The sequence below is a fragment of the Phaeovulum sp. genome (assembly GCF_047638075.1).
Lineage (GTDB): Bacteria > Pseudomonadota > Alphaproteobacteria > Rhodobacterales > Rhodobacteraceae > UBA6197.
The window spans coordinates 1-24,421 of sequence record NZ_JBLJBV010000006.1; the positions used below are offsets into that span (position 1 = coordinate 1).

Annotated in this window: 25 protein-coding genes and 2 pseudogenes; 10 read left to right on the forward strand and 17 right to left on the reverse strand. The window is 57.8% G+C overall.

The window, feature by feature from the left end; translation table 11 throughout:
- Positions 1–271: 271 nt before the first annotated feature.
- From ACM62R_RS00725 to rbfA, 5 genes are all read right to left on the reverse strand, one after another.
- Positions 272–1,327 carry a calcium-binding protein gene (locus tag ACM62R_RS00725; protein WP_415182155.1) on the reverse strand — a complete coding sequence of 352 codons (1,056 nt, stop codon included), beginning with the start codon at positions 1,325–1,327 and terminating at the stop codon, positions 272–274.
- A 150-nt stretch (positions 1,328–1,477) separates the two neighbouring features.
- Positions 1,478–1,984 carry a DUF1643 domain-containing protein gene (locus tag ACM62R_RS00730; protein WP_415182156.1) on the reverse strand — a complete coding sequence of 169 codons (507 nt, stop codon included), beginning with the start codon at positions 1,982–1,984 and terminating at the stop codon, positions 1,478–1,480.
- A gap of 49 nt (positions 1,985–2,033) precedes the next feature.
- The gene (truB, locus tag ACM62R_RS00735; protein WP_415182157.1) at positions 2,034–2,936 is read right to left on the reverse strand and encodes a tRNA pseudouridine(55) synthase TruB; all 903 of its coding nucleotides are present in this window, start codon (positions 2,934–2,936) and stop codon (positions 2,034–2,036) included.
- 52 nt (positions 2,937–2,988) lie between these two features.
- Positions 2,989–3,726 (reverse strand): phosphodiester glycosidase family protein, encoded by a 738-nt coding sequence (locus tag ACM62R_RS00740; protein WP_415182158.1) that lies wholly within the window; start codon positions 3,724–3,726, stop codon positions 2,989–2,991.
- Entirely contained in the window at positions 3,710–4,129 is a 420-nt protein-coding gene (rbfA, locus tag ACM62R_RS00745; RefSeq protein ID WP_415182159.1) for a 30S ribosome-binding factor RbfA, read from the reverse strand. Before rbfA ends, ACM62R_RS00740 begins: the two co-directional genes overlap by 17 nt.
- A gap of 121 nt (positions 4,130–4,250) precedes the next feature.
- Between rbfA and dapB the strand changes: the two genes are divergently transcribed.
- Entirely contained in the window at positions 4,251–5,060 is an 810-nt protein-coding gene (gene dapB, locus ACM62R_RS00750; protein ID WP_415182160.1) for a 4-hydroxy-tetrahydrodipicolinate reductase, read from the forward strand.
- Between the two features lie 629 nt (positions 5,061–5,689).
- Here dapB and ACM62R_RS00755 read toward each other — a convergent pair.
- From ACM62R_RS00755 to ACM62R_RS00795, 9 genes are read right to left on the reverse strand one after another with little or no spacing between them, the layout of a single operon-like run.
- A complete protein-coding gene (locus ACM62R_RS00755; RefSeq protein WP_415182161.1) occupies positions 5,690–6,187 on the reverse strand; it encodes a flagellar basal body-associated FliL family protein in 498 nt (165 codons plus the stop codon).
- An 8-nt stretch (positions 6,188–6,195) separates the two neighbouring features.
- Positions 6,196–6,921 carry a flagellar basal body L-ring protein FlgH gene (gene flgH, locus ACM62R_RS00760; protein ID WP_415182162.1) on the reverse strand — a complete coding sequence of 242 codons (726 nt, stop codon included), beginning with the start codon at positions 6,919–6,921 and terminating at the stop codon, positions 6,196–6,198.
- A gap of 10 nt (positions 6,922–6,931) precedes the next feature.
- Positions 6,932–7,366: a flagellar basal body P-ring formation chaperone FlgA gene (flgA, locus tag ACM62R_RS00765; RefSeq protein WP_415182163.1), complete on the reverse strand. Its 435-nt coding sequence runs from the start codon at positions 7,364–7,366 to the stop codon at positions 6,932–6,934.
- The gene (gene flgG / locus ACM62R_RS00770; RefSeq protein WP_415182164.1) at positions 7,366–8,151 is read right to left on the reverse strand and encodes a flagellar basal-body rod protein FlgG; all 786 of its coding nucleotides are present in this window, start codon (positions 8,149–8,151) and stop codon (positions 7,366–7,368) included. The genes flgA and flgG overlap by 1 nt, the downstream gene beginning before the upstream one ends.
- A 12-nt stretch (positions 8,152–8,163) precedes the next feature.
- On the reverse strand, positions 8,164–8,880 hold the full coding sequence (locus ACM62R_RS00775; protein WP_415182165.1) for a flagellar hook-basal body complex protein: 717 nt from the start codon (positions 8,878–8,880) through the stop codon (positions 8,164–8,166).
- Between the two features lie 2 nt (positions 8,881–8,882).
- On the reverse strand, positions 8,883–9,149 hold the full coding sequence (locus ACM62R_RS00780; protein WP_415182166.1) for a flagellar biosynthetic protein FliQ: 267 nt from the start codon (positions 9,147–9,149) through the stop codon (positions 8,883–8,885).
- A 2-nt stretch (positions 9,150–9,151) separates the two neighbouring features.
- A complete protein-coding gene (fliE, locus tag ACM62R_RS00785) occupies positions 9,152–9,445 on the reverse strand; it encodes a flagellar hook-basal body complex protein FliE (protein ID WP_415182167.1) in 294 nt (97 codons plus the stop codon).
- 16 nt (positions 9,446–9,461) lie between these two features.
- The gene (gene flgC / locus ACM62R_RS00790; protein WP_415182168.1) at positions 9,462–9,854 is read right to left on the reverse strand and encodes a flagellar basal body rod protein FlgC; all 393 of its coding nucleotides are present in this window, start codon (positions 9,852–9,854) and stop codon (positions 9,462–9,464) included.
- A gap of 9 nt (positions 9,855–9,863) precedes the next feature.
- Complete coding sequence (locus ACM62R_RS00795) at positions 9,864–10,250, reverse strand: FlgB family protein (RefSeq protein WP_415182169.1); 387 nt, start codon at positions 10,248–10,250, stop codon at positions 9,864–9,866.
- 81 nt (positions 10,251–10,331) lie between these two features.
- Between ACM62R_RS00795 and ACM62R_RS00800 the strand changes: the two genes are divergently transcribed.
- Positions 10,332–11,660 (forward strand): FliI/YscN family ATPase, encoded by a 1,329-nt coding sequence (locus ACM62R_RS00800; RefSeq protein ID WP_415182170.1) that lies wholly within the window; start codon positions 10,332–10,334, stop codon positions 11,658–11,660.
- 235 nt (positions 11,661–11,895) lie between these two features.
- On the opposite strand, the gene ubiB is transcribed toward ACM62R_RS00800, so the two are convergent.
- Together ubiB and ubiE are read right to left on the reverse strand one after the other, a co-directional pair.
- Positions 11,896–13,425, reverse strand: coding sequence for a 2-polyprenylphenol 6-hydroxylase (gene ubiB / locus ACM62R_RS00805; protein ID WP_415182171.1), 1,530 nt, complete (start codon positions 13,423–13,425; stop codon positions 11,896–11,898).
- Positions 13,425–14,177 carry a bifunctional demethylmenaquinone methyltransferase/2-methoxy-6-polyprenyl-1,4-benzoquinol methylase UbiE gene (ubiE, locus tag ACM62R_RS00810; RefSeq protein ID WP_415182172.1) on the reverse strand — a complete coding sequence of 251 codons (753 nt, stop codon included), beginning with the start codon at positions 14,175–14,177 and terminating at the stop codon, positions 13,425–13,427. Before ubiE ends, ubiB begins: the two co-directional genes overlap by 1 nt.
- Positions 14,178–14,265: 88 nt before the next feature.
- Here ubiE and mutM point away from each other — a divergent pair, with 88 nt between their 5' ends.
- From mutM to ACM62R_RS00850, 8 genes and pseudogenes are all read left to right on the forward strand, one after another.
- On the forward strand, positions 14,266–15,117 hold the full coding sequence (gene mutM, locus ACM62R_RS00815; protein ID WP_415182173.1) for a bifunctional DNA-formamidopyrimidine glycosylase/DNA-(apurinic or apyrimidinic site) lyase: 852 nt from the start codon (positions 14,266–14,268) through the stop codon (positions 15,115–15,117).
- Between the two features lie 61 nt (positions 15,118–15,178).
- On the forward strand, positions 15,179–15,955 hold the full coding sequence (locus tag ACM62R_RS00820; protein WP_415182174.1) for an enoyl-CoA hydratase: 777 nt from the start codon (positions 15,179–15,181) through the stop codon (positions 15,953–15,955).
- 94 nt (positions 15,956–16,049) lie between these two features.
- The gene (rpsT, locus tag ACM62R_RS00825) at positions 16,050–16,316 is read left to right on the forward strand and encodes a 30S ribosomal protein S20 (RefSeq protein ID WP_415182175.1); all 267 of its coding nucleotides are present in this window, start codon (positions 16,050–16,052) and stop codon (positions 16,314–16,316) included.
- Positions 16,317–16,817: 501 nt separating this feature from the next.
- On the forward strand, positions 16,818–18,173 hold the full coding sequence (gene dnaA / locus ACM62R_RS00830) for a chromosomal replication initiator protein DnaA (protein ID WP_415182176.1): 1,356 nt from the start codon (positions 16,818–16,820) through the stop codon (positions 18,171–18,173).
- Between the two features lie 99 nt (positions 18,174–18,272).
- On the forward strand, positions 18,273–19,391 hold the full coding sequence (gene dnaN, locus ACM62R_RS00835) for a DNA polymerase III subunit beta (protein ID WP_415182177.1): 1,119 nt from the start codon (positions 18,273–18,275) through the stop codon (positions 19,389–19,391).
- Between the two features lie 49 nt (positions 19,392–19,440).
- Complete coding sequence (recF, locus tag ACM62R_RS00840; protein WP_415182178.1) at positions 19,441–20,505, forward strand: DNA replication/repair protein RecF; 1,065 nt, start codon at positions 19,441–19,443, stop codon at positions 20,503–20,505.
- An 80-nt stretch (positions 20,506–20,585) separates the two neighbouring features.
- Positions 20,586–23,006: a DNA topoisomerase (ATP-hydrolyzing) subunit B gene (gene gyrB, locus ACM62R_RS00845; protein ID WP_415182179.1), complete on the forward strand. Its 2,421-nt coding sequence runs from the start codon at positions 20,586–20,588 to the stop codon at positions 23,004–23,006.
- Between the two features lie 659 nt (positions 23,007–23,665).
- Positions 23,666–23,842 (forward strand): annotated as a pseudogene (locus ACM62R_RS00850) (transposase); the annotation flags it as partial.
- 54 nt (positions 23,843–23,896) lie between these two features.
- On the opposite strand, the pseudogene ACM62R_RS00855 reads toward ACM62R_RS00850, so the two are convergent.
- Positions 23,897–24,253 (reverse strand): annotated as a pseudogene (locus tag ACM62R_RS00855) (transposase); the annotation flags it as partial.
- Between the last annotated feature and the right edge of the window lie 168 nt (positions 24,254–24,421).

Below are 24,421 nucleotides of genomic sequence, written 5' to 3' on the forward strand. Positions count from 1 at the left end.
GCGGGCTTTTTCTTCAACGGTAATCGACATCGGGGTCTCCTTCGTCGGTTTGTGTAATGGCGCAGGCCGGGATGTCGTCCAGCAGGGCCCGTGGAGGCTCCGCCAATCGTAGCGGATGCGCGCGTATAGAAGAAACTGCCCAAAAAGGAAAGCCTGAATTGCCGAGATGCAACAACGGCAGGGCTATTCTTGCACGGCGGATAAAGGCGCCGGTAGGCCGGTGTTGCCCTGAATGAAAACGGGGTGCTGGCGCGTCAGGACAGGAAAAACCCTAGCGACCCGCAAACTCGACCGCGGTCATCAAGGTGATGTCCGATGCTGACAAGCTCTCCGCCCCCAGCACTTCGGCAATGCGAGAGCCGTCCAGCAGCACCCATGCGGCGCCGGAATTTGTCTCCGATGGTTCGACAGTGATCTGCGGATCGGGTGATGTGGCCGGGTCATAAACCACTACCAATCGGTCGTCCTCGGGGCTGTAATCTTCAATTGTGGCGCAAGAGTCAGCCTCCGACCCGTCGCCAAGCGCAAATAAATCGGCGCCTTCGCCCCCATGCGCCCAATCGTTATTGCCGATGATCAGCGTATCGTTCCCCGCCCCACCATTCAAGAAATCCGGCCCATCACTATCTGTCTGCGCGCCACCCGTGCCCGGTGCCGTACCGATCAACAGATCATCGCCCGCCCCGCCAAATAATTCATCCGTCCCGAGGCCACCAGCCAGCGTGTCATTTCCGGCCCAGCCTTGCAGGCTGTCATTGCCCTTGCCGCCAACCAGTATGTCATTCCCCTGTCCGCCAATCAGCGAATCGTCGCCGTCGCCGCCGCCGAGGGCGTCATTCCCTTCATTGCCAGATAGCGTATCATTGCCCGACCCGCCAAACATCGTGTCATCACCTTTGCCGCCATCGACAAAATCGTTGTCCTCGCCGCCCCAAACCGAATCCGCGCCCTCATTTCCACTAAGCCAGTCATCCCCGGCACCACCATAGATCGTATCATCACCGCTATAGCCATTGATCTGATCCAGCGCCTCGCCACCAGCGATCAGATCATCTTCGATGTCGCCCCAGATGATTCCATCGGTGAATTGGGACGATGTTACACCCGGCTGTAGATCGGGCGTCTGGGGGTCGGAGTCCAAAGCGGGGGCATCATGCACCAAACCGTCGTCATTGCTTGGAACTATGGCGGTGATTTCCGACAGAAGATCCTGTGTAGGATCGCCGTCGGTTGCCATGGTTGCGCTGTTGTTTTCATCCGGCGTGGGATCATCGTCGGTGTGAGGCGTAAAGCCTACAGATACGCCCGCCACCAATAGCCCTAACATACCGGAAAGGAAAAGCATCCGCCACTCGTGAATAAATAGGTTCGCACCGTTGATCGGTGCCCCAGACAATAATTGCACAACGAAGCGCCACCATAACAGCTTGATTCGCTCTAACTGGTTAACTGGTTGGCTTTTGCCCGATCACAAATTTTAACGCCACGGTTCGGGTTGACGGTCATAGCTTATGTAAAGCGGGTGCTTTGGTGCCCCCGCCTTTGTCAGCCCCAGATGAAAAAGCGGGGTGCCTAAACGGCGCAACAGCGCCTCGACCACGGCGCCGCGGCCCAGATGCGCGCCATGCGCCCCCCAGGCACAGATGATCTGATCTGCCCAGGGCAGGCTTTCGCAGATTGCCCCATCGTTTTTTGACCCCACCGGGTCATCTTGCGCGCGCATCACCTTTGGGTCAGTGGCGCGGAACGCAAAGATGTTGGTCACCCGAAACGCGCCAAATCCCAACGCTCGCGCCCGCCGTTCGCAGCGCTCTACGGTCGGGTCGTTTTGGGTTTCGGTCGCGGTCGAGGGGTTGAGCATGATGAACAGCGCCTTGCCGCGCTTGCTATCCCAGGTGCGTGTCAGCGCGTAGCGGTAGCGTTCGCAATCGGAATAGACCGCGGTTGACTGCGCATCGCCCTTGAGGTGGTGGCGTGTAATCATGCCGTTTTCTCGCTGGCCGGGGTGTCTGGACGCCAGGGTAGGCGCATCGTCAAAGATTGAACACCCGGCTGGGGTGCAACTCGCCCGATTTATAGATCCCGACGGCAATTGGCTGACCTTGATAGCTGGCCCAGGCCTCATCGCCAAACTCCACGTCCGAGGCCAGAACCATACCGGCATTGCCGTTGCGCAGGCGCGCCGCTCCTTCGGCGGTGGCTTTCAATTCTGACAAGTCTGATAGCCCCACCTCTAGCGGCAGAACCAGGGCGTCAAGCTCTGGTGTGCGGGCCAGACGGTCCAGCTCATCCATCGAAATCCCGTCCTCGGCGTCAAACGGGCCCGACCAGACCCGGCGCAGGGCCAACACATGGCCAAGGCACCCCAGCGCGGCGCCCAGATCGCGCGCAATGGCGCGCACATAACCGCCCTTGCCGCAGACCATTTCCAACTCCAGCGTGTCGGCGTTGGGGCGCGCCACCAGATCAAGGCTTTCCACCCATAGATCACGCGCGGCCAGCTCCATTTCCTCACCCGCACGGGCCAGCGCATAGGCGCGCTGCCCATCGACTTTGACAGCCGAAAACTGCGGCGGCACTTGCTGGATGTCACCGATAAACGCGGGCAGGGCCGCGGTTATTTCCGCATCGGTCGGGCGCAAATCCGAGGTTTGGATTACCTCACCTTCGGCATCGTCGGTGTTGGTGGTCGCCCCAAGGCGCACCGTGAAACGATAGCATTTCAGCGCATCGGTGATATAGGGCACGGTTTTCGTGGCCTCGCCCAGCGCTATCGCCAGCACACCCGTCGCGGCAGGGTCAAGGGTGCCCGCGTGGCCCGCCTTTTTTGCGTCCAACGCCCAGCGGACCTTGCCCACCACTGCGGTCGAGGTCACGCCCGCAGGCTTGTCCACCACCAGCCAGCCGGAAATGTCGCGTCCCTTTTTGCGTGCCATGATGCGCCCCTTTTATGCGAAGCCCGGCTGCTATCGCAGCAAGGCGCGGGCGTCAATCGGCGTGAAGAACCAGCCCGACGATCGGCCCCATGGGCAACCCCAGGTCCGACCGGCCCAGATCGGGCGCCATCAGCCGCGATACCGACCCGTCAAAAAACAACGCATCGCGCGCACCAAGCCCGTCGCGGAACAGCCGGGCAAATTGATAAAACGTCACCGGCTCATCAGAAATGGCGAACCACGCTGTTTTCCCATCCGCCGAAACACCGACGCCATTGCGCAGATGGCGGCTGTCACTGTCAGGTAGGAACTTGGGATGCAGCGCCCCGCCAATTACCAGCATCGGCCCTGATTGTGTCGCAAATTGGCAGTTGGGCCGACGCTTGGCATAATCGCGCGACTCAATCACCGCAAAGCGTGTGCCCACGCAAAATACCCCGTTCGGCAGCATGCCAAAGTTTCCCGGTCCTTCCGAGGTCACGATCTTGGCGCGCTCAACCCCATCTTGCACAAACAACCCCACCGGGCGGCGGTCAGGATGGTACATACCGGCGTTCATCGCAAAGCCCACGCGTTCGCCGGGGGCCAATTCGCCCGCCAACCGGTCAAACGTCGCAATGGGCAGGCCATCTTCGGCCGTCAACCAAAGCCTCAGATCCGCGGCCTGCGACGCCTCACATACCGTATAGGCGGCGCCATCATGGGTCAGGTCGTGGCAGGGCCCGGCAACTGCCGCCTCGGCTGTCAGCACCAAAAGCGCCGCGGCCAGGGCGTCAATCTTCGGCGTCATCATCGTCTGGCGCGGCTATGTCGCGTTGCACCCGCGCGTCCGAAAACATCCGCCGCGTTTCATCCAGCCGGTCAAAGGTCTCATCCATCTGGAACCGCAGTTCGGGCGCGTATTTCAGCGTCAGCCCCTTGGCCACCAGATGCCGCAGTTCGGCACTGTTGCGCCGCAGTGATTTGAGCATCTCTTCGCCGCCCTGCCCCCCCAAGGGTGAGACATAGGCCGTGGCGATCTTCAGGTCAGGCGAGGTGCTGACCTCGCCCACCGTGACCGAGATCCGGTTCAGGTCAGGGTCATGCACATCGCCGCGCAACAGCACGTCAGACAGGGTGCGCCGGATCAGTTCGCCGACGCGAAGCTGACGTTGTGAGGGGCCTTTGCCCATGGGGAAGCGGTTCTGTGCCATGGCTCTCATGTAGGGCATGGACGCGGCCCCCGCAACGGGGCTTTGCCAAGCGCGCCTGCCCGGGCTAAGCAAAGCCGATCAACCCGGGCTAAGCAAAGCCGATCAAAAGGAGGATATCGCCATGACCAACCTGCCAGGCATCGTTATCACCGGGGCCTCGGGCCGCATGGGCCTGATGCTGGCCGCAACTGTACTAGCCTCTGACAGGGCGCGCCTGGTGGGGGCGGTCGAGCGCGCCGGTCACGCCTGGGTCGGGCAGGATCTTGGCGTTGCCATGGGTGGTGCGGAAAATGGCGTGATCGTGACCGATGACCCGCTGACAGCCTTTGCCAAGGCGCAGGCGGTGATCGACTTTACCTCCCCCGCGGCGACGGTGGAATTTGCCGGGCTCGCGGCGCAGGCCCGCGCTACCCATGTGATTGGCACGACGGGGCTGGAGCCTGAACACCTTGCCAAGCTTAAAGCTGCCGCCCGCCACGCGGTCATTGTGCGTGCGGGCAACATGTCACTGGGCGTCAATCTTCTGGTGCAGCTGACCCGCAAGGTTGCCGCCGCGCTTGATGAGGATTGGGATATCGAAGTGGTCGAGGCCCATCACCGGATGAAGGTCGATGCGCCCTCGGGCACCGCGCTGATGCTGGGGCAGGCGGCGGCTGACGGGCGCGGCATTGATCTGGAGACCCACCGCGATTCGGGGCGCGACGGCATCACCGGCGCCCGCCATGCTGGCGACATCGGTTTTTCCGCGGTGCGCGGTGGCGACATTGTCGGCGAACATGACGTGATTTTCGCGGCTATGGGCGAACGGGTGGTCTTGCGTCATATCGCCACGGATCGCGCCATCTTTGCCCGGGGCGCCCTGCGCGCTGCCCTGTGGGGGCAGACCCAAAGCCCCGGTGAATACGACATGCTCGATGTGCTGGGCCTTTGATCGACCTTGTCCCAGAATCCCTGTAAGGCCGGGCGCATACATGGATCTTCGATGCACGCGCGGCATTGACGCGATTCTTGGCCCTCAGCACTAGCCTCGGTGTCGCGGTTCTGGCACGTTGGATGGGGTCGCGATACGGTCTGGGTTCGGGGCTGTCCGGCCGGCGCGCCGGTAGCTTTTTTGCGGTGCCTCATGAACACCGCGGGCACCCATCAGCATCTTTGTTGCCCAACACCACAAATCACCCACTCACGGTACGCCTCAATTCCTAACAGCGGCCCTGGAAGGGCCAACACGAGAACCTGGATTAGGCTGGTTCTGATCAACCGCACCGGTGGGACGAAAGGGCGCCCAAAATCGGCGCAAAGCGTCTTGAACGCGACACTGAGGCGCCCGGTGCGTCACTCGCAACCGATCGGACCCCGCGCTGTGGGTGCCACTGCGGAATGCACACCTCAAGATTAGGTTAGCTGAACCCTAAACCGCCCGCCGTATCCGTCCCGCGCATCATTTCCTACATTTGTTGTATAATGGGTTAACTCCGTTACTCAAACCAGGCGGGGGCTGATTTATTCCGTAACCCGTCAAAGGTAATCATAACGTGTCACGCCAGATCTTATACCATGTCGTTATCGCGCGCTTATATCCTGACGAATTATATCTGTGATCAGAATCTCAGAAATTGTTTTACCCAATATCTTGATCCCAGTCTCCAATAGGGCCCTGCGTAATTGCTCCATAGCGTTGGTTTCCGTGAAAGCGCCCCGAAAGCCACCCGCATTCGCGTGATCAAACAAAACCTGTAGGAAAGCATCACGAAGTTTTGGTTCGACAGCATAAACCTTCTCTGTTGTTCCAGCTTCAACTTCCATACCTAGTGACATTATAACCAACGATGAAACGCCGCCCTCCTCTACGACAGGAACAATAAATTGGTTATTTAACTTCACATATTCATAAGTATTGGTACCGCTTCCGATATCATGGTCAAGATCACCCGCTCTGGTGGTATCACTGCAGACATTATCTGTCGCAACTTCATCAGGTGTTGACCTAAAGAAGATACCTAAACCTATGCCTGATCCCAGCCCCAAAAGTGCCAAAATGATCGGAATGAGCCTATACATTTCAAACCTCAAAATGGTAGCAGTACATCGGCCACTTGTTGTCCAATGCGGGGTTGCTGAACATCCGTGATCTGTCCGCGCCCACCGTAAGATATGCGCGCGCCGGCAATCTTGTCATAAGTAATTTCATTTTTCCGACTGACATCTTCGGGTCGGACAAAACCGGTAACGATCAATTCACGCACCTCAAAATTAACTCTTACCTCTTGGCTGCCCTGGATTCGCAAGACCCCGTTAGGCAGGCGATCAAGGATTGTTGCCGCAACCCGCAACATCAATTTTTCCTTTCGGGCAACGCTGCCGTTACCTTTGTAACTAGAGCTCGAATCCGCTTCATAGGCGTGATCCATGTTGGCCCCTTCTGGCAGACGTTCATTTAACCGCTGAGGGATCCCGAGAAGATTGGGGATTCCCATAGTGTCAGAGCCGCTGCGGCTACGGCCGGAAGAGTTTGAAATTTCGGCTTTATCGTCGATTTCAATAACTACAGTCAGAATGTCCCCGCGCTGGCCCGCCCTCCTGTCGCCCAAAAGTGACCCGCGCGAGCCGGACCATAGCGACGCCTCACCGTTACCGTGCGGATAGGGGTTTGTTGTTGGCATCGGTTGACTTGTCATTGCAAAAAACTCGTTACCGGCTTCGATCGGCGTAAAATCGGGTGCCTTACCGACCTGTTCCAAACGTTGACATGCAACGAGTGCCAGGATGGATACACACATAATCAAATATCGCATGGATGCCTCTTTATTGGGAAACCACGGTCAAAGAACCGTCAGCATTGATTTTTGCGTTGACTGTAACCCGCGATGTTGCATTCAGCACATGTATGGTGTCACCCACGCCACCGCGCTCCAGTGCGCGCCCTTCGGTGGAAATGATCAAAAAACCGCGTTGATAAGACATCATCACAATTTGATTGCGGTCGACGATTGCGGGTGGTCCGATGTCTTGGGGACGGATTGGTCGACCGGCATAAATCGCAATTCGAGTTTCTCTGCCCAACGCGGCTTCGGCGCGCGATAGCGCCGTCTCATCGGCACCTTTTTGTAATGCGACATCTTCTTGGGCGATGATCGTTTGCGCACGAAGTGTGCGGGTGGCAACCAGAACTTCGGCATGACCCGTCGCCGTCAGACCCATAAAGAGAATTGTCGCTATCCCGAATTTGCGCCATATCATCAGCGCACCTGTGTGGTTGCGCCAAGCATCTGATCGGCGGCGGTAATGACTTTGGCGTTCAATTCATATCCGCGCTGTGCTTTGATAAGTTCGGTGATCTCGCGCACCGGATCGACGGAGCTGTCCTCAAGGTATCCTTGCCGTATGGTGCCAAGACCATTTTCACCAGGAGAAGATACTTGGGCCGGACCCGAGGCGCCGGTCTCTAAAAAGAGATTTGACCCAATGGCCTCAAGCCCCTTTTCATTGGTAAATCCGGCAAGCGTAAATTGACCCAGTAGCGTAGGTTGAACCTGATCGCTGAAATAGGCGTAAACTTCGCCAGCAGCGTTGATTGAAAGCGCACGGGCATCGCTGGGAATTGTAATGCCTGGCAGGACGGAATACCCGTCCGATGTAACAATTTCGCCGTCTGGCGAACGTTTGAGCGCGCCATCCCGCGTATAACCGGAGTTGCCGGACGGGAGCGCAACCTCGATGTATCCAAGCCCATCAATGGCAACATCCAGATCGCCGCCTGTTGCAGACAGCGACCCTTGCGCGAGATTGACAGAAACGGCAGTGGGCCGCACCCCAAGGCCAAGCTGCACCCCTGTGGGCACGATTGTCCCGTCATTTGCAGTAATGGTGCCTGGCCGCGCAACCTGCTGGTAGTGCAGATCGGCAAACTCTGCCCGACGGGAGTTGTAGCCGGTGGTCGACATGTTTGCGAGGTTGTTCGAAATCACCTCGACCCGGGTTTGCTGGGCACTCATTCCGGTAGCAGCGATTTGTAATGCACGCATCGGTTGGGTTCCTTATCGGCTTAGGGTGGAAATGACGCCGCGAATGCGTTGGTCTTCGCGATCAAGAAATGTTTGGCCCATTTCGTAGGCGCGCTGAACTTCGATCATTCTGGTGATTTCCGAGACGGAATCGACATTTGACTCCTCCAGAAAGCCCTGCATGATGACGTAGGTTTCAATGGGCTCGACGCCCGCTTCAGCAGAGAATCGAGTACCCCCTTGATGTACCAACCCATTTGGATCGGTTGGTACAAAAAGCCCAAGTTGCGCTATTGGCGCACCCTGGGATGACATTGTGCCGTCTTGCGACACTGTGATGGGCCCCGCGTCGGGTGCCACGAAGATTGGCGATCCACCGCGATCCAGCAAGCGGTACCCGTCAAGGGAAACCAATTCCCCCTCGGCTGAAGGGGTAAAGCTGCCCGCGCGCGTCAATTGATTTCCTTGTGGCGTCTCTATTTGAAAGAAACCTTCACCTTCAATTGCGAAATCGAATGTACCCCCCGTTTGCGATAAGGATCCCTGAGAAAGGTTGGTAATTCGACCTGTAGCGCTTGCCATCGAGAGTGAGGGTTCCTGGTTGCCCAGCGCGGCGATATGTTCCGCAAATACGACGCCCTCCTTGCGAAACCCATTGGTCGAAGCGTTGGCGATGTTGTTGGCAACGGTGCGCATCTCGCGCATCAGGCCCGATTGCCGGTTTAGCGTGGTGTAGATAGCATTATCCATGTCTAACCCCCCGCAATCAAGGGAATGATCTTCATGGTGAAAAATGATACCAACGTTTCGGACATGAACGACATGGACACCCAGAATACGATCAACATGGCGCCGACCTTCGGTACGAAGGTCAGGGTCATTTCCTGCACGGATGTCAAAGCCTGAAACAACCCAATCGTGACGCCGGCGACCAGTGCGACCGCAAGCATCGGTGCCGAAATTTTCACTGCGATCCAAAGGCCCTGACGCAATGTGTCGAAAAACAATGCTTCATTCATCTTTACACCGGCATCCGCAGGATTTCTTGATATGCCTCGACGACCTTGTTGCGCACGGTTACGGCCGTTTCGACCGCTAACTCTGTTGCTGCTAGAGCCTGGACAAGAGCATGCGGGTCGGCCCCACCGATCATGGCCGCTTTGGCAGTATCTTCGCCGGCTTTCAGCGTTGCAGCAAAGTCTTCGGCAATCGCGCCAAAAACATTCTGCCCAGACCCGCCTGCTTCTGGGCGGGGTGCCGCCGCCGTGCGGGCCTGAGCATAGCTTTGTGCGGCAAATGAGGTTCTGACGTCCATTCTGGACCTCCCTTATTCAGCGGCGAAGGAGGTCGAGCAGGCTGGACGACATTTGCCGTGCCTGATCGAACATCCGAAGGTTCGCCTCGTAGCTGCGCTGCGCTTCGCGCGCGTCAGCAATTTCGACTACCAGATCGACATTCGAGCCGTTGTAGTAGCCGCTTTCATCGGCCATCGGGTTGCCCGGATCATAGATCCGGGTAAGTTCCCTCTGGTCGAGTTGGACTGGGCCAAGAACAACTTCACCCGTGTGATCGCCGCGCGAAATCGTCTCTTCGAACGATGCCATTTTACGGTGAAAGCCGGGCGTATCAGCGTTGGCGATGTTCTCGGACACATGACGCAGACGCATTGATTGGGCTTTCATACCTGAGGCAGAGAGAGCTAATGCATTTGAAAAATCGCTCATGATTTACCCCTATGCTCGACCAAGGCTGGTGCGCAAAATATTCATCGAGGATTTGTAAATGGCCAAGGCAAGATCATGTTGCTGCTTGACTTCGACGCCCTTTACCATTTCCTCTTCCAGCGAAACGGAATTGCCGTTGGGTGACATGGCCCCCGCATCCCGTCGCGAGGTTATTTGGGCAGAAAAGTGAGTATCGGAGTTCAGATGAGATGGCCGCGTTGCCTTTAATTTTTCGTCATTTGCGGACTCATAGGTATCGGCAAAATTAGCGACGTCGCGGGCGGCATAGCCTGGCGTATCGGCGTTGGCGACGTTTTGCGAAATCGCGTTTTGACGCAAGGCGGCATGGGATGCCATCGCCCGTGCCATTTGCATGATTTCAAGTTTATCAAACATCGGGGTTTCTCCTCCGAACTATACACGAAGCTTTAAGAGCTAATCGTTTAGAAAACGTTTCAGACATATCAGGAGGCTAGAATGGCATTCCCGGCTTTGGCCCTGCTTCGTGCAGAAATTACGGACCTTGCAGTAACCCATTCGGTGGGGCGGGTGGTGGAAGTGGGGCGTGGCACGGTTGAAGTAAGCGGGCTGTCAGAACGGGCGGCGCTTGGTGATAGGGTGCTGATTCGCTGCGCAAATGGACAGGAATTGGGTGGTGAGGTGCTCGCACTGAACCGCAGCACGATATCTTTGTTGACGGATGGCGCCGCCGATGGCGTTGCAATAGCCGATCCTGTGGAAGTTCTTGGAAATGTGCAGTTGGCACCGGACGATAGCTGGGTGGGGCGTATAGTGGACCCATTCGGGCGGCCGCTGGACGGGCGCCCGTTGCTGCGAGGGGGCCAGAACAGGCCGTTACGCGCGGCTCCTCCTGCTGCTGCGTCCCGCCGCCGTCTGGGCGCGCGTCTGGAGACCGGGCTTGCCATCTTTAACACATTGTTGCCGCTGGTTCGTGGGCAACGGATTGGGCTGTTTGCGGGTTCGGGCGTTGGTAAGTCTTCACTACTGGCAAAATTTGCGCGGGGCGTGGATGCGGACGTGGTGGTAATTGCTCTTGTCGGTGAGCGCGGGCGGGAACTGCGAGAATTTGTTGAAACCGTGCTGGGCCCCGAGAACATGGCCCGTGCGGTCATCATAGCGGCAACTTCTGATCAATCCCCCTTGGTGCGTCGTCGATGTGCCTGGGCCGCAATGACCGTCGCTGAGCATTTTCGCGATCAGGGGCAGCATGTGCTGTTTTTGGCGGATAGTGTAACGCGGTTTGCCGAAGCGCACCGCGAGATAGCACTTGCAGGTGGCGAGGCAGCGACGCTTCGCGGGTTCCCCCCATCCACTTCTCATCAGATCATGTCGCTGGCAGAACGTGCCGGCCCCGGCCCTGAGGGAAAAGGTGACATAACGGCCGTATTTTCGGTGCTGGTCGCGGGGTCTGACATGGATGAGCCGGTCGCAGATATCTTGCGTGGTGTGCTTGATGGTCATGTGGTCTTAGACCGGGCCATCGCTGAACGGGGCCGATTTCCTGCGATTGACTTGCTACGCTCTGTGTCGCGCTCATTGCCCCAGGCTGCTAGCGCCTCTGAAAATGCGCTTATAGGCCAGGCGCGACAGTTGCTTGGGGCTTATGACCGAGCCGAGCTGATGATTCAGGCTGGGCTTTATGTATCCGGATCTGATCCGCTTATAGATGCGGCCATTCGTGTTTGGCCGGCGTTGGACGCTTTTCTGGCAGAGGATGAAGCGGAGGGATCAATAGAAAGCTTTTTGCGCTTGGAAAAGTGCCTCTCGCAGGCGTCAGATTCTTGATTCATTGCAGTCGACGCGCTTTTTTATGTAAGATAAGGACATTCAATAGCATAATCGTGCCGCTACAGGACCAAGGCCGCCCCGGGCGTCACCATCGCCTTGAGAACGCCCTTTAGGCCTAGAGCGGCGGTAGTTTTCTTCTCCGACTGGGCCCGAAAGCCTTTCTAATACGCTTGCAAGGTCGTTCCCGCCGCCGGTCTCCCGCAATGAGATCTGGCGCATGGCTGCGGATCGCTCAAAGCATCTGCCCGGCAATAACCCCTATAAGCACAAGAACGCCACCAGCAAACAACACCCCCGCAAGATGCCAACGTGATTTAGGCGGCGGTGGCGTGAGGGGTTCCGCGTGATGATTCAGGACTTTTTCGACAATTTCCGGCAGGCGAGGACCGAACCGCCCCAACACGACAGCGGTGCGGCTCAGGTCACGCAACATTGCGCGCGGGCCGAGGTTCTGCCGTATGTAGGTTTCCACCACAGGCTGCGCTACATTCCACATATTGATGGAAGGATTCAGGGATCGTGCGACGCCTTCAACCACAACCATCGTGCGTTGAAGCAAAATCAGCTCAGTTCGGGTACGCATCCCAAAACGTTCCGTCACTTCAAACAGATAGGCCAAAAGCCGCGCCATCGAAATTCCCGTGGCATTCATGCCGAAAATTGGCTCACCCACTGCGCGCAGCGCGCGGGCAAACTCATCAACGTCACGGTCGCGCGGGACATACCCCGCCTCAAAATGGACCTCTGCGATACGCCTGTAGTTTCTGTGGATGAACCCCATCAGAATCTCGGCATAAACGCGGCGCGTATATTCGTCGATCTGCCCCATGATCCCAAAATCATAGGCGATGATATCGCCGTTTGGGGCGACCTTGAGGTTGCCGTGGTGCATGTCGCCGTGAAAATACCCGTCACGCAGTGCGTGGCTTAGAAACAGTTGCAGCACCCGCTCGCCCAGAGCATCGGGGTCGTGCCCGGCCGCCCGGATCGCCGCGACCTCGCCCAGTGGTACGCCTTCGGCCCAGCCCAAGGTCATAACGCGTTTTGCCGAGAGGTCCCAGTGCGGCGCTGGTACCGAAAAACCTTTATCCCGTTCGGTGTTGGCGGCGAATTCCGATGCGGAAGACGCCTCAAGCCGCAGGTCCAGTTCACCCAGCACCACGCCCTCGAAATGCGCGACCACATCTGACGGGCGCAGGCGCCGCGATGCAGGCGATAGAAATTCGATCAGCGCCGCAGCAAAGTGGAAAGCGTCCAGATCTTTGCGGAAGGCGCGTTCGATGCCCGGCCGCAGAATCTTTACAGCCACTTTTTCGCCCGTATCCGCGCGGCGGGCAGAATGGACCTGCGCGATAGAGGCCGCCGCCACAGGTTCGGAAAACTCGAAAAACAGGGTGTCAACGGACAGACCCAGTTCAGCCTCGATTGACGCTTTGGCAATTTCGACCGGAAAGGGGGGCAGCTTGTCTTGCAACACGCGCAGTTGGTTGGCCAGTTCTTCACCCACCACATCCGGGCGGGTGGACATGACTTGTCCGAATTTGATGTAGGCCGGGCCCAGTGCGGTCAACGCTCGGGTGACCGGTGGCAGGGCCGGGTCGCCTTTGATGCCCAGCCATTTGAAAGGCCAGCCCATCACCCGCGCCACAAGGCGCAATCTGGGGGGCACCTCCATCGCCTCAAGCGCCACTTTCATCGCGCCGGTGCGTTCAAAGGTGGCACCCGTGCGGATCAGCCGCCAAATATTGTGAGGACCACGCATCAGATCTTCCAGCCGGAATGTAGCGCGGCGATGCCCATACTCAGGTTGCGATATTTCACCTGATCAAAACCCGCATCACGGATCATGTCGGCAAATACATCCTGCGCTGGAAATTTGCGGATCGATTCTACCAGATATTGATAGCTGTCGCGGTCATTTGCCACGATCTGCCCCATTACCGGGATCACGTTGAAGGAATAGCGGTCATAGGCCCATTGCATTGCGGCATTGGGGATTTGGCTGAACTCCAGCACCATCAGGCGGCCACCGGGGCGCAGCACGCGGTAGGCATCGCGCAGCGCATCGGGGATGCGGGTAACGTTTCGGATACCAAAGGAAATAGTGTAGACGTCAAACGAGTCATCCGCGAAAGGCAGCGCCATAGCGTCGCCCACGATCCAGGTCAGCCGGTCAGCCATATCTTCTGCTTCGGCGCGCTTTTGCCCTTCGATCAACATGCCTTCGGTCATGTCACAAACGGTCGCCTCAGCCTCCGGCGCACGCCCCAAAAAGCGGAACGCCACGTCACCGGTGCCACCCGCCACATCCAACAACCGCTGGCCACGGCGCGGCGCAAGCCAATCCATCATCGCATCTTTCCAGATTCGGTGGATCCCTACGCTCATCAGGTCATTCATTACGTCGTATTTGCTGGCCACACGTGAAAACACACCGTGCACCATGCCAGCTTTTTCGCCCTCATCCACGGTTTGAAACCCGAAATGCGTGGTCTTTTGTTGCTTATCGCTCATCTGGCCTTGCCGATCTGAAAATGTCCCCCTTCTTATAGGGTGCTACGCCGCCATGACAATGCGGCGGAAAAACGGAGCGACGTGACCCATGCCAGAATTACCCGAAGTTGAAACAGTCCGCCGTGGGCTAGCCCCTGCGATGGAGGGTGCGGTAATCGAATTGGCCGAGGTGAACCGCCCCGACCTGCGCTGGCCCTTGCCCGAACGCATGGCCGAACGTCTTACCGGCGCGCGGGTCGAGCGGTTGCGGCGACGGTCGAAATACATCCTGGCGGATCTTGATACGGGCGAAACACTATTGATCCATCTGGGCATGTCGGGGCGGATGTTGGTGTCTGGCGAGGTGCTGGGCGGGTTTCATCACGACCATCCGGCGCCGCAAAAGCACGACCATGTGGTGCTGCATATGGCGGGTGGTGCGCGCGTGACCTTTAATGACGCGCGCCGTTTTGGTGCGATGGATCTGGTGCGCACCGACCGTGAGGCGGCGCATTGGTTGCTGGCTGGCCTTGGCCCGGAACCCTTTGGCAACGGGTTTCACGAGGATTATTTGATCGCACGTCTGAAAGGCCGCGCCACGCCCATCAAGACAGCGCTGTTGGATCAACGGATCGTCGCGGGTCTGGGCAATATCTATGTATCCGAAGTGCTGCACCGCGCCGGGTTGGACCCACGCCGCAAAGCGGGCCGCATCGCCGCCGTGCGGACGGCCGGCCTTGTGCCGCTGATCCGCGAAGTGTTGGCCGAGGCGATCGAGGCGGGCGGGTCATCCTTGCGCGACCACCGGCGGCCCGATGGTGAGTTGGGTTATTTCCAGCACATATTCCGGGTCTATGACCGTGAGGGCGACCCGTGCCTGAAAGAAGGTTGCACTGGCACTATTCAGCGGATCGTGCAGTCGGGGCGTTCGTCGTACTTTTGTGCGTCGTGCCAGAGATGACTTGATAATCGCCCCCGGCCTGATAGGACTCCGCGGCAAGAAAAAGGAAAGGCAAAGCCAGATGGCCTACCAGACCCTGATCGTCGAGATCGAAGATTACGTCGCGCTGATTCGCCTGAATCGTCCTGACGCGCTGAATGCGCTGAATTCTCAGCTGCTGGGCGAACTGGCCGAGGCGCTGAAAGAGGCGGACGGCAATGACAAGGTGCGCTGCATCGTTATTACCGGTTCTGAAAAGGCATTTGCAGCCGGGGCCGATATCAAGGAAATGGCGGAAAAGACCTACGTCGATATGTTTTTGTCGGATTTTTTCGCAACCGATGCGGATGCTATTTCGCGAACTCGAAAACCGATCATCGCTGCGGTATCGGGCTATGCGCTGGGCGGCGGCTGCGAATTGGCGATGATGTGCGACTTCATCATCTGTTCCGATAGCGCCAAATTCGGCCAACCGGAAATCAACCTGGGTGTCGTGGCCGGTATCGGCGGCACGCAGCGCCTGACGCGGTTTGTGGGCAAATCAAAAGCCATGGACATGCATTTGACCGGGCGGTTCATGGATGCAGCCGAGGCTGAACGTGCGGGTCTTGTGTCGCGGGTGGTGCCTGTCGCCAAGCTGATTCCCGAGGCGTTGGCTGCCGCGCGAAAGATCACGGAAAAATCACTGCTCACGGCGATGGTGGTGAAAGAGGCAGTTAATCGGTCCTACGAAACCACGTTGAACGAAGGTATCCTGTTTGAACGCCGCGCTTTTCACGCACTTTTCTCAACCGAAGACCAGAAAGAGGGCATGAACGCCTTTTTAGAAAAGCGGCAGCCGCAGTTTCGTGACAGATAAGTCAAAAAGTTTACCCTCCCCGTTGACTTGAGCCCGACTCGGGCCTAGTAGAGCGGCTTCAAGATTACCCCGAACTGAAATCGGAAAGCGACTCATGGCCAATACGCCCCAATCCCAGAAGCGCGCACGCCAGAACGAGCGCCGCAATGAAATCAACAAAGCGCGCCGTTCGCGGATCCGCACCTACCTGCGCAAGGTAGAAGAAGCGATTGCCTCGGGTAACCCCGACACGGCAGTTGCCGCTTTGCGTGCGGCACAGCCCGAGCTGGCCCGCGGTGTTACCAAAGGCGTTCTGCACAAGAACACCGTCGCGCGTAAAGTATCGCGGCTGGCCGCTCGCGTGAAAGCGCTGGCTGCCTGATAAAGCCACGACTGATCGACATGGAAGGGCGCACCCAACAAGGTGTCGCCCTTTTCGTTTTTCTGACATTTCAATAGCCTGTGGCCTTTTTAGCAGCACATGCAGATTCGCAGCCACAAATGCTTCGTCAAGCGCGAAGATCGGTTGCGTGGCCTGCGGCGGGCTTGCTAGCTTCTGCAGGCGATTCACGTCGCCTAGGGGGACATGACGCATCTTGGGAAAACTTGTCGCGCTGCTGCCAAGCGTGACAAAACCAAAACCGCCGGGCTGCATCGGCGCTGAGGTGCGCATCTGATGGTGGGGATGAAAGATCCCCGCCGCATGATAAGAAGACCGACCGCCGGGGCTTTCCGGCGGGTATTCTTTTGTGTCCTTATATTGCTAGCGCCGCAAGGAGCGGAAGAAGACGGGTAAAACCGCTTTTTCGGTCCATTGAATTTGGCGTGGCTATTCTAGGGGAAGTGAAGCGGGCCGAAGCGTTTGAATTTATGGGCAAAAATAATGACTGAAGAAACCTGGGGGCGGGCGCGCAATGAACTTCTCAAAACTGTTGGGAAAAATAATTTTGTAACGTGGATTGAGCCACTAAGATTGAATGAAGTAGCGGGCGGAATTGCTTGTTTCGATGCCCCGACAAAATTCATGCGCGATTGGGTATCGCGAAATTTTTCCGAACACATCCGCCGCGAACTGGTCAAGGCTGGACTTGGGGTTGATCGCGTCGACATCCGCGTGACCGAACTGCGTCCCGTCCCAGCCCGCGCTATAGCGCAGCCAAAACCCGCCAAGCCTGTTCGCCCCACCGATGAGGCCGAACTGCCCGGCGCGCCGCTGGATGCGCGGTTCACCTTTGACAGTTTCGTGGTGGGCAAGCCGAACGAGTTGGCCCATGCAGCGGCCCGTCGCGTTGCCGAAGGCGGGCCGGTGACGTTCAATCCGCTGTTTTTGTATGGTGGCGTGGGGCTGGGCAAGACCCACCTGATGCACGCCATCGCCCACGAATTGCAAAACCGCCGCCCCGAATTGCGGGTGCTGTATCTGTCGGCTGAACAATTCATGTACCGCTTTGTTCAGGCGCTGCGCGAACGTCAGATAATGGATTTCAAGGAACTGTTCCGCTCGGTCGATGTGCTGATGGTTGATGACGTCCAGTTCATCGCGGGCAAGGACAGCACGCAAGAAGAATTTTTCCATACGTTCAACGCGTTGGTTGATCAGGGCAAACAGATCGTTATTTCCGCAGACCGCGCACCCGGTGAGATCAAGGATCTGGAAGAGCGAATCAAAAGCCGCCTGCAATGCGGGCTGGTCGTCGATCTGCATCCCACTGACTACGAATTGCGCCTTGGTATCTTGCAAACCAAGGCTGAGGCCTACCGCGCCCAGTATGCGGGCCTGAAACTGGCCGATGGCGTGTTGGAGTTTCTGGCGCACCGGATCACTACGAATGTGCGGGTGCTGGAGGGCGCGCTGACGCGGCTTTTTGCCTTTGCGTCACTGGTCGGGCGGGAAATCACGCTGGATCTGGCGCAGGAATGTCTGGTCGATATTCTGCGCGCCTCGGACCGCAAAGTCTCAATCGAAGAGATTCAGCGCAAGGTGGCCGAGCATTACAATATCCGTCTGTCGGATATGATCGGCCCGAAACGGGTGCGCACCATTGCGCGGCCGCGGCAGATTGCAATGTATCTGGCCAAACAGATGACGACCCGGTCGCTGCCTGAAATTGGCCGTCGGTTTGGCGGGCGCGATCACACGACAATCATGCACGGTATTCGCAAGGTGGAAGAATTGAAGGGCGGCGACCGTCAAATAGCCGAAGATATTGACCTTCTACGCAGGCTTTTGGAGGCCTGAGCCTTGACGGTTGCTTTAAAGCAACCGAATGTCCTGAAAAATCTTGAGCCTGCGCGGAAAGCTGCTAGTTTTCCGCTCCCGGCTATCTTGGGGGTGGATATGAAGATCAGCATCGAACGCGCGACACTGCTGAAGGCAGTTGCGCAGGCACAATCGGTCGTCGAGCGGCGCAATACTATTCCGATCCTGGCGAATGTGCTGATCGAGGCCGAGGGCAACACCGTGTCCTTCCGCGCCACCGATCTGGACATCGAAGTGGTCGACAAGGCATCGGCACAGGTAGAGCGCGCAGGCGCGACCACGGTTTCGGCCGTGATGCTGCACGAAATCGTGCGCAAATTGCCGGATGGGGCGCTGATCAACCTTAGCGATGACCCTGCAACAGGGCGGCTGTCGGTGATGGCGGGGCGCTCCAGTTTCAATCTGGCGACGCTTCCAAAAGAAGATTTCCCGGTTATGGCCAGCTCGGAATATACCGCCAATTTCAGCGCCCCGGCGGGTGTGCTGCGGCGGCTGTTCGATAAATCAAAATTTGCCATATCCACGGAAGAGACGCGCTACTACCTGAACGGCGTCTATATGCATGTCTCAACCGGCGAGGATGGCCCGGTGTTGCGCTGTGTCGCGACCGATGGTCACCGTCTGGCGCGCATTGATGCGCCCCTGCCTGAGGGTGCTCAAGGCATGCCCGGCGTGATCGTGCCGCGCAAAACCGTGAATGAGATGCGCAAGCTGCTGGATGAAGATGATGCACAGATCGCCGTTTCGGTGTCAGAAACCAAGATCCGCTTTGCTACGCCGCTGATTACCCTGACCTCGAAAGTCATCGACGGCACCTTCCCCGATTACACCCGCGTAATCCCGCAAGGTAACACCCGCCGGCTAGAGGTGGACGCGTCAGAGTTTGCCAAGGCGGTGGACCGCGTTGCGACGGTTTCGTCGGAACGGTCACGCGCAGTTAAGCTGAGCCTGGATGAAGACCGTCTGGTGCTGTCGGTGAACGCCCCGGATGCGGGCGCGGCAGAAGAAGAACTGGCCGTTGCCTATGCTGACGAGCGTTTGGAAATTGGCTTCAACGCGAAATACCTGTTGGAAATTGCCAGTCAGGTAGACCGTGAAAATGCCGTGTTCCTGTTCAACTCGTCGGGCGATCCGACCCTGATGCGTGAAGGCAATGACACCTCGGCCGTCTATGTGGTCATGCCGATGCGGGTGTGATTTCCGCCCCCTATTTTTGGCGGGGACGGTTTTTCGAAGATGAAGAGGTATGGCGGTGCTGACCGAACTGACGTTGTTGCAGTTTCGGTCTCATCGGCGATTGACGCTGGCGCTTGATGGGCGCCCGGTCGTCTTTTTTGGCCCGAATGGTGCGGGCAAGACCAACATTCTTGAAGCGGTTTCGCTACTGTCGCCGGGCCGCGGGCTGCGCCGGGCCGGGCCGGATGAATTGGCCCGCCGCGATGGGGCTGTCGGGTGGAAAATCCGGGCCGCGCTGGGCGCGGGCCATGAGGTGGAAACTTCGGCCCAGCCGGGTGCCGCGCGTGAGGTGCGGATTGATGGCAAACCGGCGCCTCAGGTGGCGCTGGGGCGGCTTTGTCGGGTATTGTGGCTGGTGCCGAGCATGGACCGGCTATGGACCGAAGGGGCCGAGGGGCGCCGCCGCTTCCTGGACCGGATGACCCTGTCTTTTCTGCCGCATCACGCTGAAGCCGTGTTGGTCTATGAAAAGGCGATGCGTGAACGCAACCGCCTGCTGAAAGACATGGTTCGCGATCCGGCATGGTATGCGGCCCTTGAGGGGCAGATGGCCGAGGCCGGGGTGGTAATATCAACCAATCGCGCGACTGCGCTGGCCCGGATTTCTGCCGCGCAGAAAGGGGCTGCGACCTCGTTCCCGGCGGCGGATATGGCAATCGACGGTGCGGGCCCCAAAGATCTGGCTGGGGCCTTGGCCGAGGGGCGCGGGCGCGACATGGCAGCGGGCCGCACGTTGCTGGGGCCACATCGCGCGGACCTGTCAGCGATCTACGCCGAAAAAGCTGTGCCCGCGGCGCAATGTTCGACCGGAGAGCAAAAGGCGCTGCTGATTTCGCTGATACTGGCAAATGCGCGCGCTTTGACAGATGAAACGGGGCAGGCCCCGGTCTTGTTGCTGGATGAGGTGGCCGCCCACCTGGATGAGGCCCGCCGCGCCGCCCTTTATGACGAGATTTGCACCCTGAAGGCACAGGCCTTCATGACGGGAACAGAGCCTGAATTATTCAGCACACTCGGCCCTCGGGCGCAGGTGTTTGCGGTCAGCGAAGACGGTGTCATGCAGACCCCCCTTTAAGCCCTAAATATGGTGGGTCGGGCGTGACAAACCCGGCTTGAACACCTATAAGCAGTGGATAAAATCCAAGGTAGGCAGGCATGACCGAAGACACCCAGAAGCCGGAAGAATACGGCGCCGATTCCATCAAGGTTCTCAAGGGCTTGGAAGCTGTCCGCAAACGTCCCGGCATGTACATCGGGGATACCGACGATGGCTCAGGCTTGCACCATATGGTGTACGAGGTCGTTGATAATGGAATTGACGAGGTTTTGGCCGGTCATGCCGATTATGTGACCGTGATCATCCACTCTGACAGCTCGGTTTCGGTTCGTGATAACGGGCGCGGGATTCCCACCGCCATCCACGCCGAAGAGGGCGTTTCAGCCGCCGAAGTGATCATGACGCAGCTTCACGCAGGCGGTAAATTCGACCAGAACAGCTATAAGGTTTCGGGCGGGTTGCACGGCGTTGGCGTATCGGTGGTGAACGCCCTGTCGGAGTGGTTGGAACTGCGGATCTGGCGCAATGGCAAGGAACACTACGCCAAGTTCGTGCATGGCGATACCGCAGAAAGCCTGCGGGTTGTGGGGGATGCGCCGCCGGGTGAAAAAGGCACCGAAGTGCGGTTTTTGCCCAGCCTGGAGACGTTTTCAAACCTGGATTTCAGCTTCAAGACCTTGGAAAACCGGCTTCGGGAACTGGCTTTCCTGAATTCGGGGGTGAAAATCGTTTTGCAAGATCGCCGCCCGGTCGAGCCACTGGAGACGGAGTTGTTTTATGAGGGCGGTGTGCGGGAATTCGTGCGTTATCTGGACCGCTCCAAAACTTCGGCAATGACCGAGCCGATCTTTATTATAGGCGAGCGCGCCGGGATCACGGTCGAAGTAGCGATGTGGTGGAATGACAGCTACCATGAAAACGTCCTGCCCTTTACCAATAACATTCCGCAGCGCGATGGCGGCACCCACTTGGCCGGTTTTCGCGGGGCGCTGACACGAACTATAAACTCTTACGCTCAAACCAGCGGGATCGCGAAGAAGGAAAAGATTGATTTTACCGGCGATGATGCGCGCGAAGGCCTGACTTGCGTCTTGTCGGTCAAGGTGCCGGACCCCAAATTCTCTAGCCAGACCAAAGACAAACTTGTTTCATCCGAGGTGCGGCCCGCAGTCGAGAACCTCGTGAACGAAAAGCTGGGTGAGTGGTTCGAGGAAAACCCCAGCGAAGCAAAGATCATTGTCGGCAAGATCGTCGAAGCCGCCTTGGCCCGCGAAGCCGCCCGCAAGGCGCGCGAATTGACCCGCCGCAAGACGGCGATGGACGTGGCGTCATTGCCCGGTAAACTGGCGGACTGCCAGGAAAAAGACCCGGCGCTGTCAGAACTTTTCATCGTCGAGGGTGACAGCGCTGGTGGATCGGCCAAGCAGGGCCGCTCTCGGAAAAATCAGGCGGTGCTGCCGCTACGCGGCAAAATTCTGAACGTGGAACGCGCGCGATTTGACCGGATGCTGTCCAGCGACATGATCGGAACACTGATCACGGCATTGGGCACCGGCATCGGCCGCGAAGAGTTCAACCTGCAAAAGGCCCGCTACCACAAGATCATCATCATGACCGATGCTGACGTCGACGGCGCGCACATCCGCACCTTGCTGCTGACCTTCTTCTTCCGTCAGATGCCCGAGCTGATCGACGCGGGTTATCTTTATATTGCCCAACCGCCGCTATACAAAGTTGCCCGCGGTAAATCTGAAGTTTACTTGAAAGATCAGGCGGCATTAGAGGATTACCTTATAAATCAGGGCGTTGAAGGTGCGATTTTGCGTTTGGGTAGCGGCGAAGAAATTACCGGCGCCGATCTGATCCGTCTGGCGGAAGAGGCGCGGACCATCAAACGCAGCCTGCAAGCGTTTCCAACACATTACCCGCAACACATACTTGAACAATCTGCTATCGCCGGCGCGCTTTTACCGGGCCGAATAGACGCCGATGCCCAGGGCGTTGCCGATGAGGTTGCCCGCCGCCTGGACCTTGTGGCGCTGGAATACGAACGCGGCTGGCAAGGCCGCCCGACACCGGATCATGGTCTGCGACTTGCCCGTCTAGTGCGTGGCGTAGAAGAGGTCCGTACGCTGGATGGCACGGTTTTACGCTCGGGCGAGGCGCGCCGCCTGGCCCTGCATACCGAGACGCTGCGCGAGGTATATGAGACCCCAGCGCGGTTGATACGCAAAGAGCGCGAGCAGCTTATTCACGGTCCGATGGAACTGTTGGCGGCGATTTTGGCAGAAGGCGAAAAAGGATTGTCACTTCAGCGCTATAAGGGCTTGGGTGAAATGAACCCTGAACAGTTGTGGGAAACGACACTTGACCCATCGGCGCGCACTCTGCTGCAAGTAAAAATAGACGATGTCGCAGATGCCGATGACATTTTCACCAAACTGATGGGCGACATCGTTGAACCGCGTCGCGATTTCATCCAGCAAAACGCCTTGAACGTCGAGCACCTTGATTTCTGATCGCTTGTAGTAGGGACGCGGGTGTTTTTTCGCGTTTCGCGCCTGATACTTCGCTATGACCTGTTGTTTATCAATCCATTGACACGGTATTGAAGATTGGCGTTTGCGGCCACGGCTGCTTTCAGCGGGGGTCTTCTGATGTTTTGTTGGGGACCTATATACTCAACTAGCCGCGCGTTGCTTTCGTGGCGGTGTGGTGCCGCCACGCCGCAAAAAATCGCAAAACTTAGCCTTTGATCTGGTTTGAGTTATAGATGTTTGCCAACCTCTCTGCTTCTCTTCTGCCGCCCTCTAAGATGTTGGCCTTTTTCAGAATGTAGCGGGGGTACTTAGTGGGCAGAGATATTTCCCTAAACCACTTGCGAAAAGCAGAAAGTGCGGCGTCGGGATACGCCCATACCTGTTGAAAGATATTCGCGCTTTGCGGGTACTCAGGTGGGTAGTCGTGATGGTATGGGATGCGCCCGGCGCAATCTTTGTTAACGTCATTTGCGGTCTAATAGAGCCCCAATTTGTCCCGACACCGCCATGGGTAATCCCCCCGAAGTTAAGGGGTACGCAGAAGTAGGATTTTCTCGGCAATATGCATGGGGAATTTTGAATGAAGATGACGAGATATAGCGAACGCCAGATCCTTGCGATCCTACGCCAGGCCGAAGGTGGTGGTCTTCCCCAACGAGGCGTCCATCATGCGTCTGATCGGGGCCGTCCTGTTCGAGCAGAACGACGAATGGCAGACCTCGCGCCGCTACATGATGGTCGAGGCCTTTGCCCAAATCGACAAAGAGGAGATCGGCCCCATTCATCACTCGGCGGGAAAAGCCCTTGGCATTTAAGCGAAGGGCCGCATAAATGAGTTGAGAGGCCAGAAAGCAAGCGTGACAAGACCAGGTGGGATCGGCTACGCATTTCTTCACGGCCAACGTTTCCGAGCGCAGATCCTTCACTTCTGGTGAAGTCGCCCGCCGTGCCGTATCTCCTGAAAGCCGACGCTTGCCCGCCTCCAGAAATTCCCCTTACGGCGAATGCAGGCATTCGCCTGCCAGGTAACGCTTCGACCAGCTATAACACAGGCTTTCGGCAATACCTTCGGGGCGGCAAAGCACTGAAATGCCTTCTTCGCCTTGCAGCCCAGCCAAAACAATGCGGATCTTTTCCTCCGCAGAATAGGTCTGGCGCGTCTTGCAGCGGATGTTCTTCACCAACTTGTCAGCCGTTTTCTTCGAAGTCTCAGGTTTCTTCATCATTTCGATCTGCTAATCGACAAGATGGACCAGAAACCCTCCGTTGTTCAAATCCTCAAATCAGTCCCACGGGCCCTGACGTCAGACACGCATGGAAAAGAGCATACTGCAATTAAAGAGGTGGTTCTGGAAATCTGAACAGCCGGGATAAGTAGATTTTCCGCGCAACGG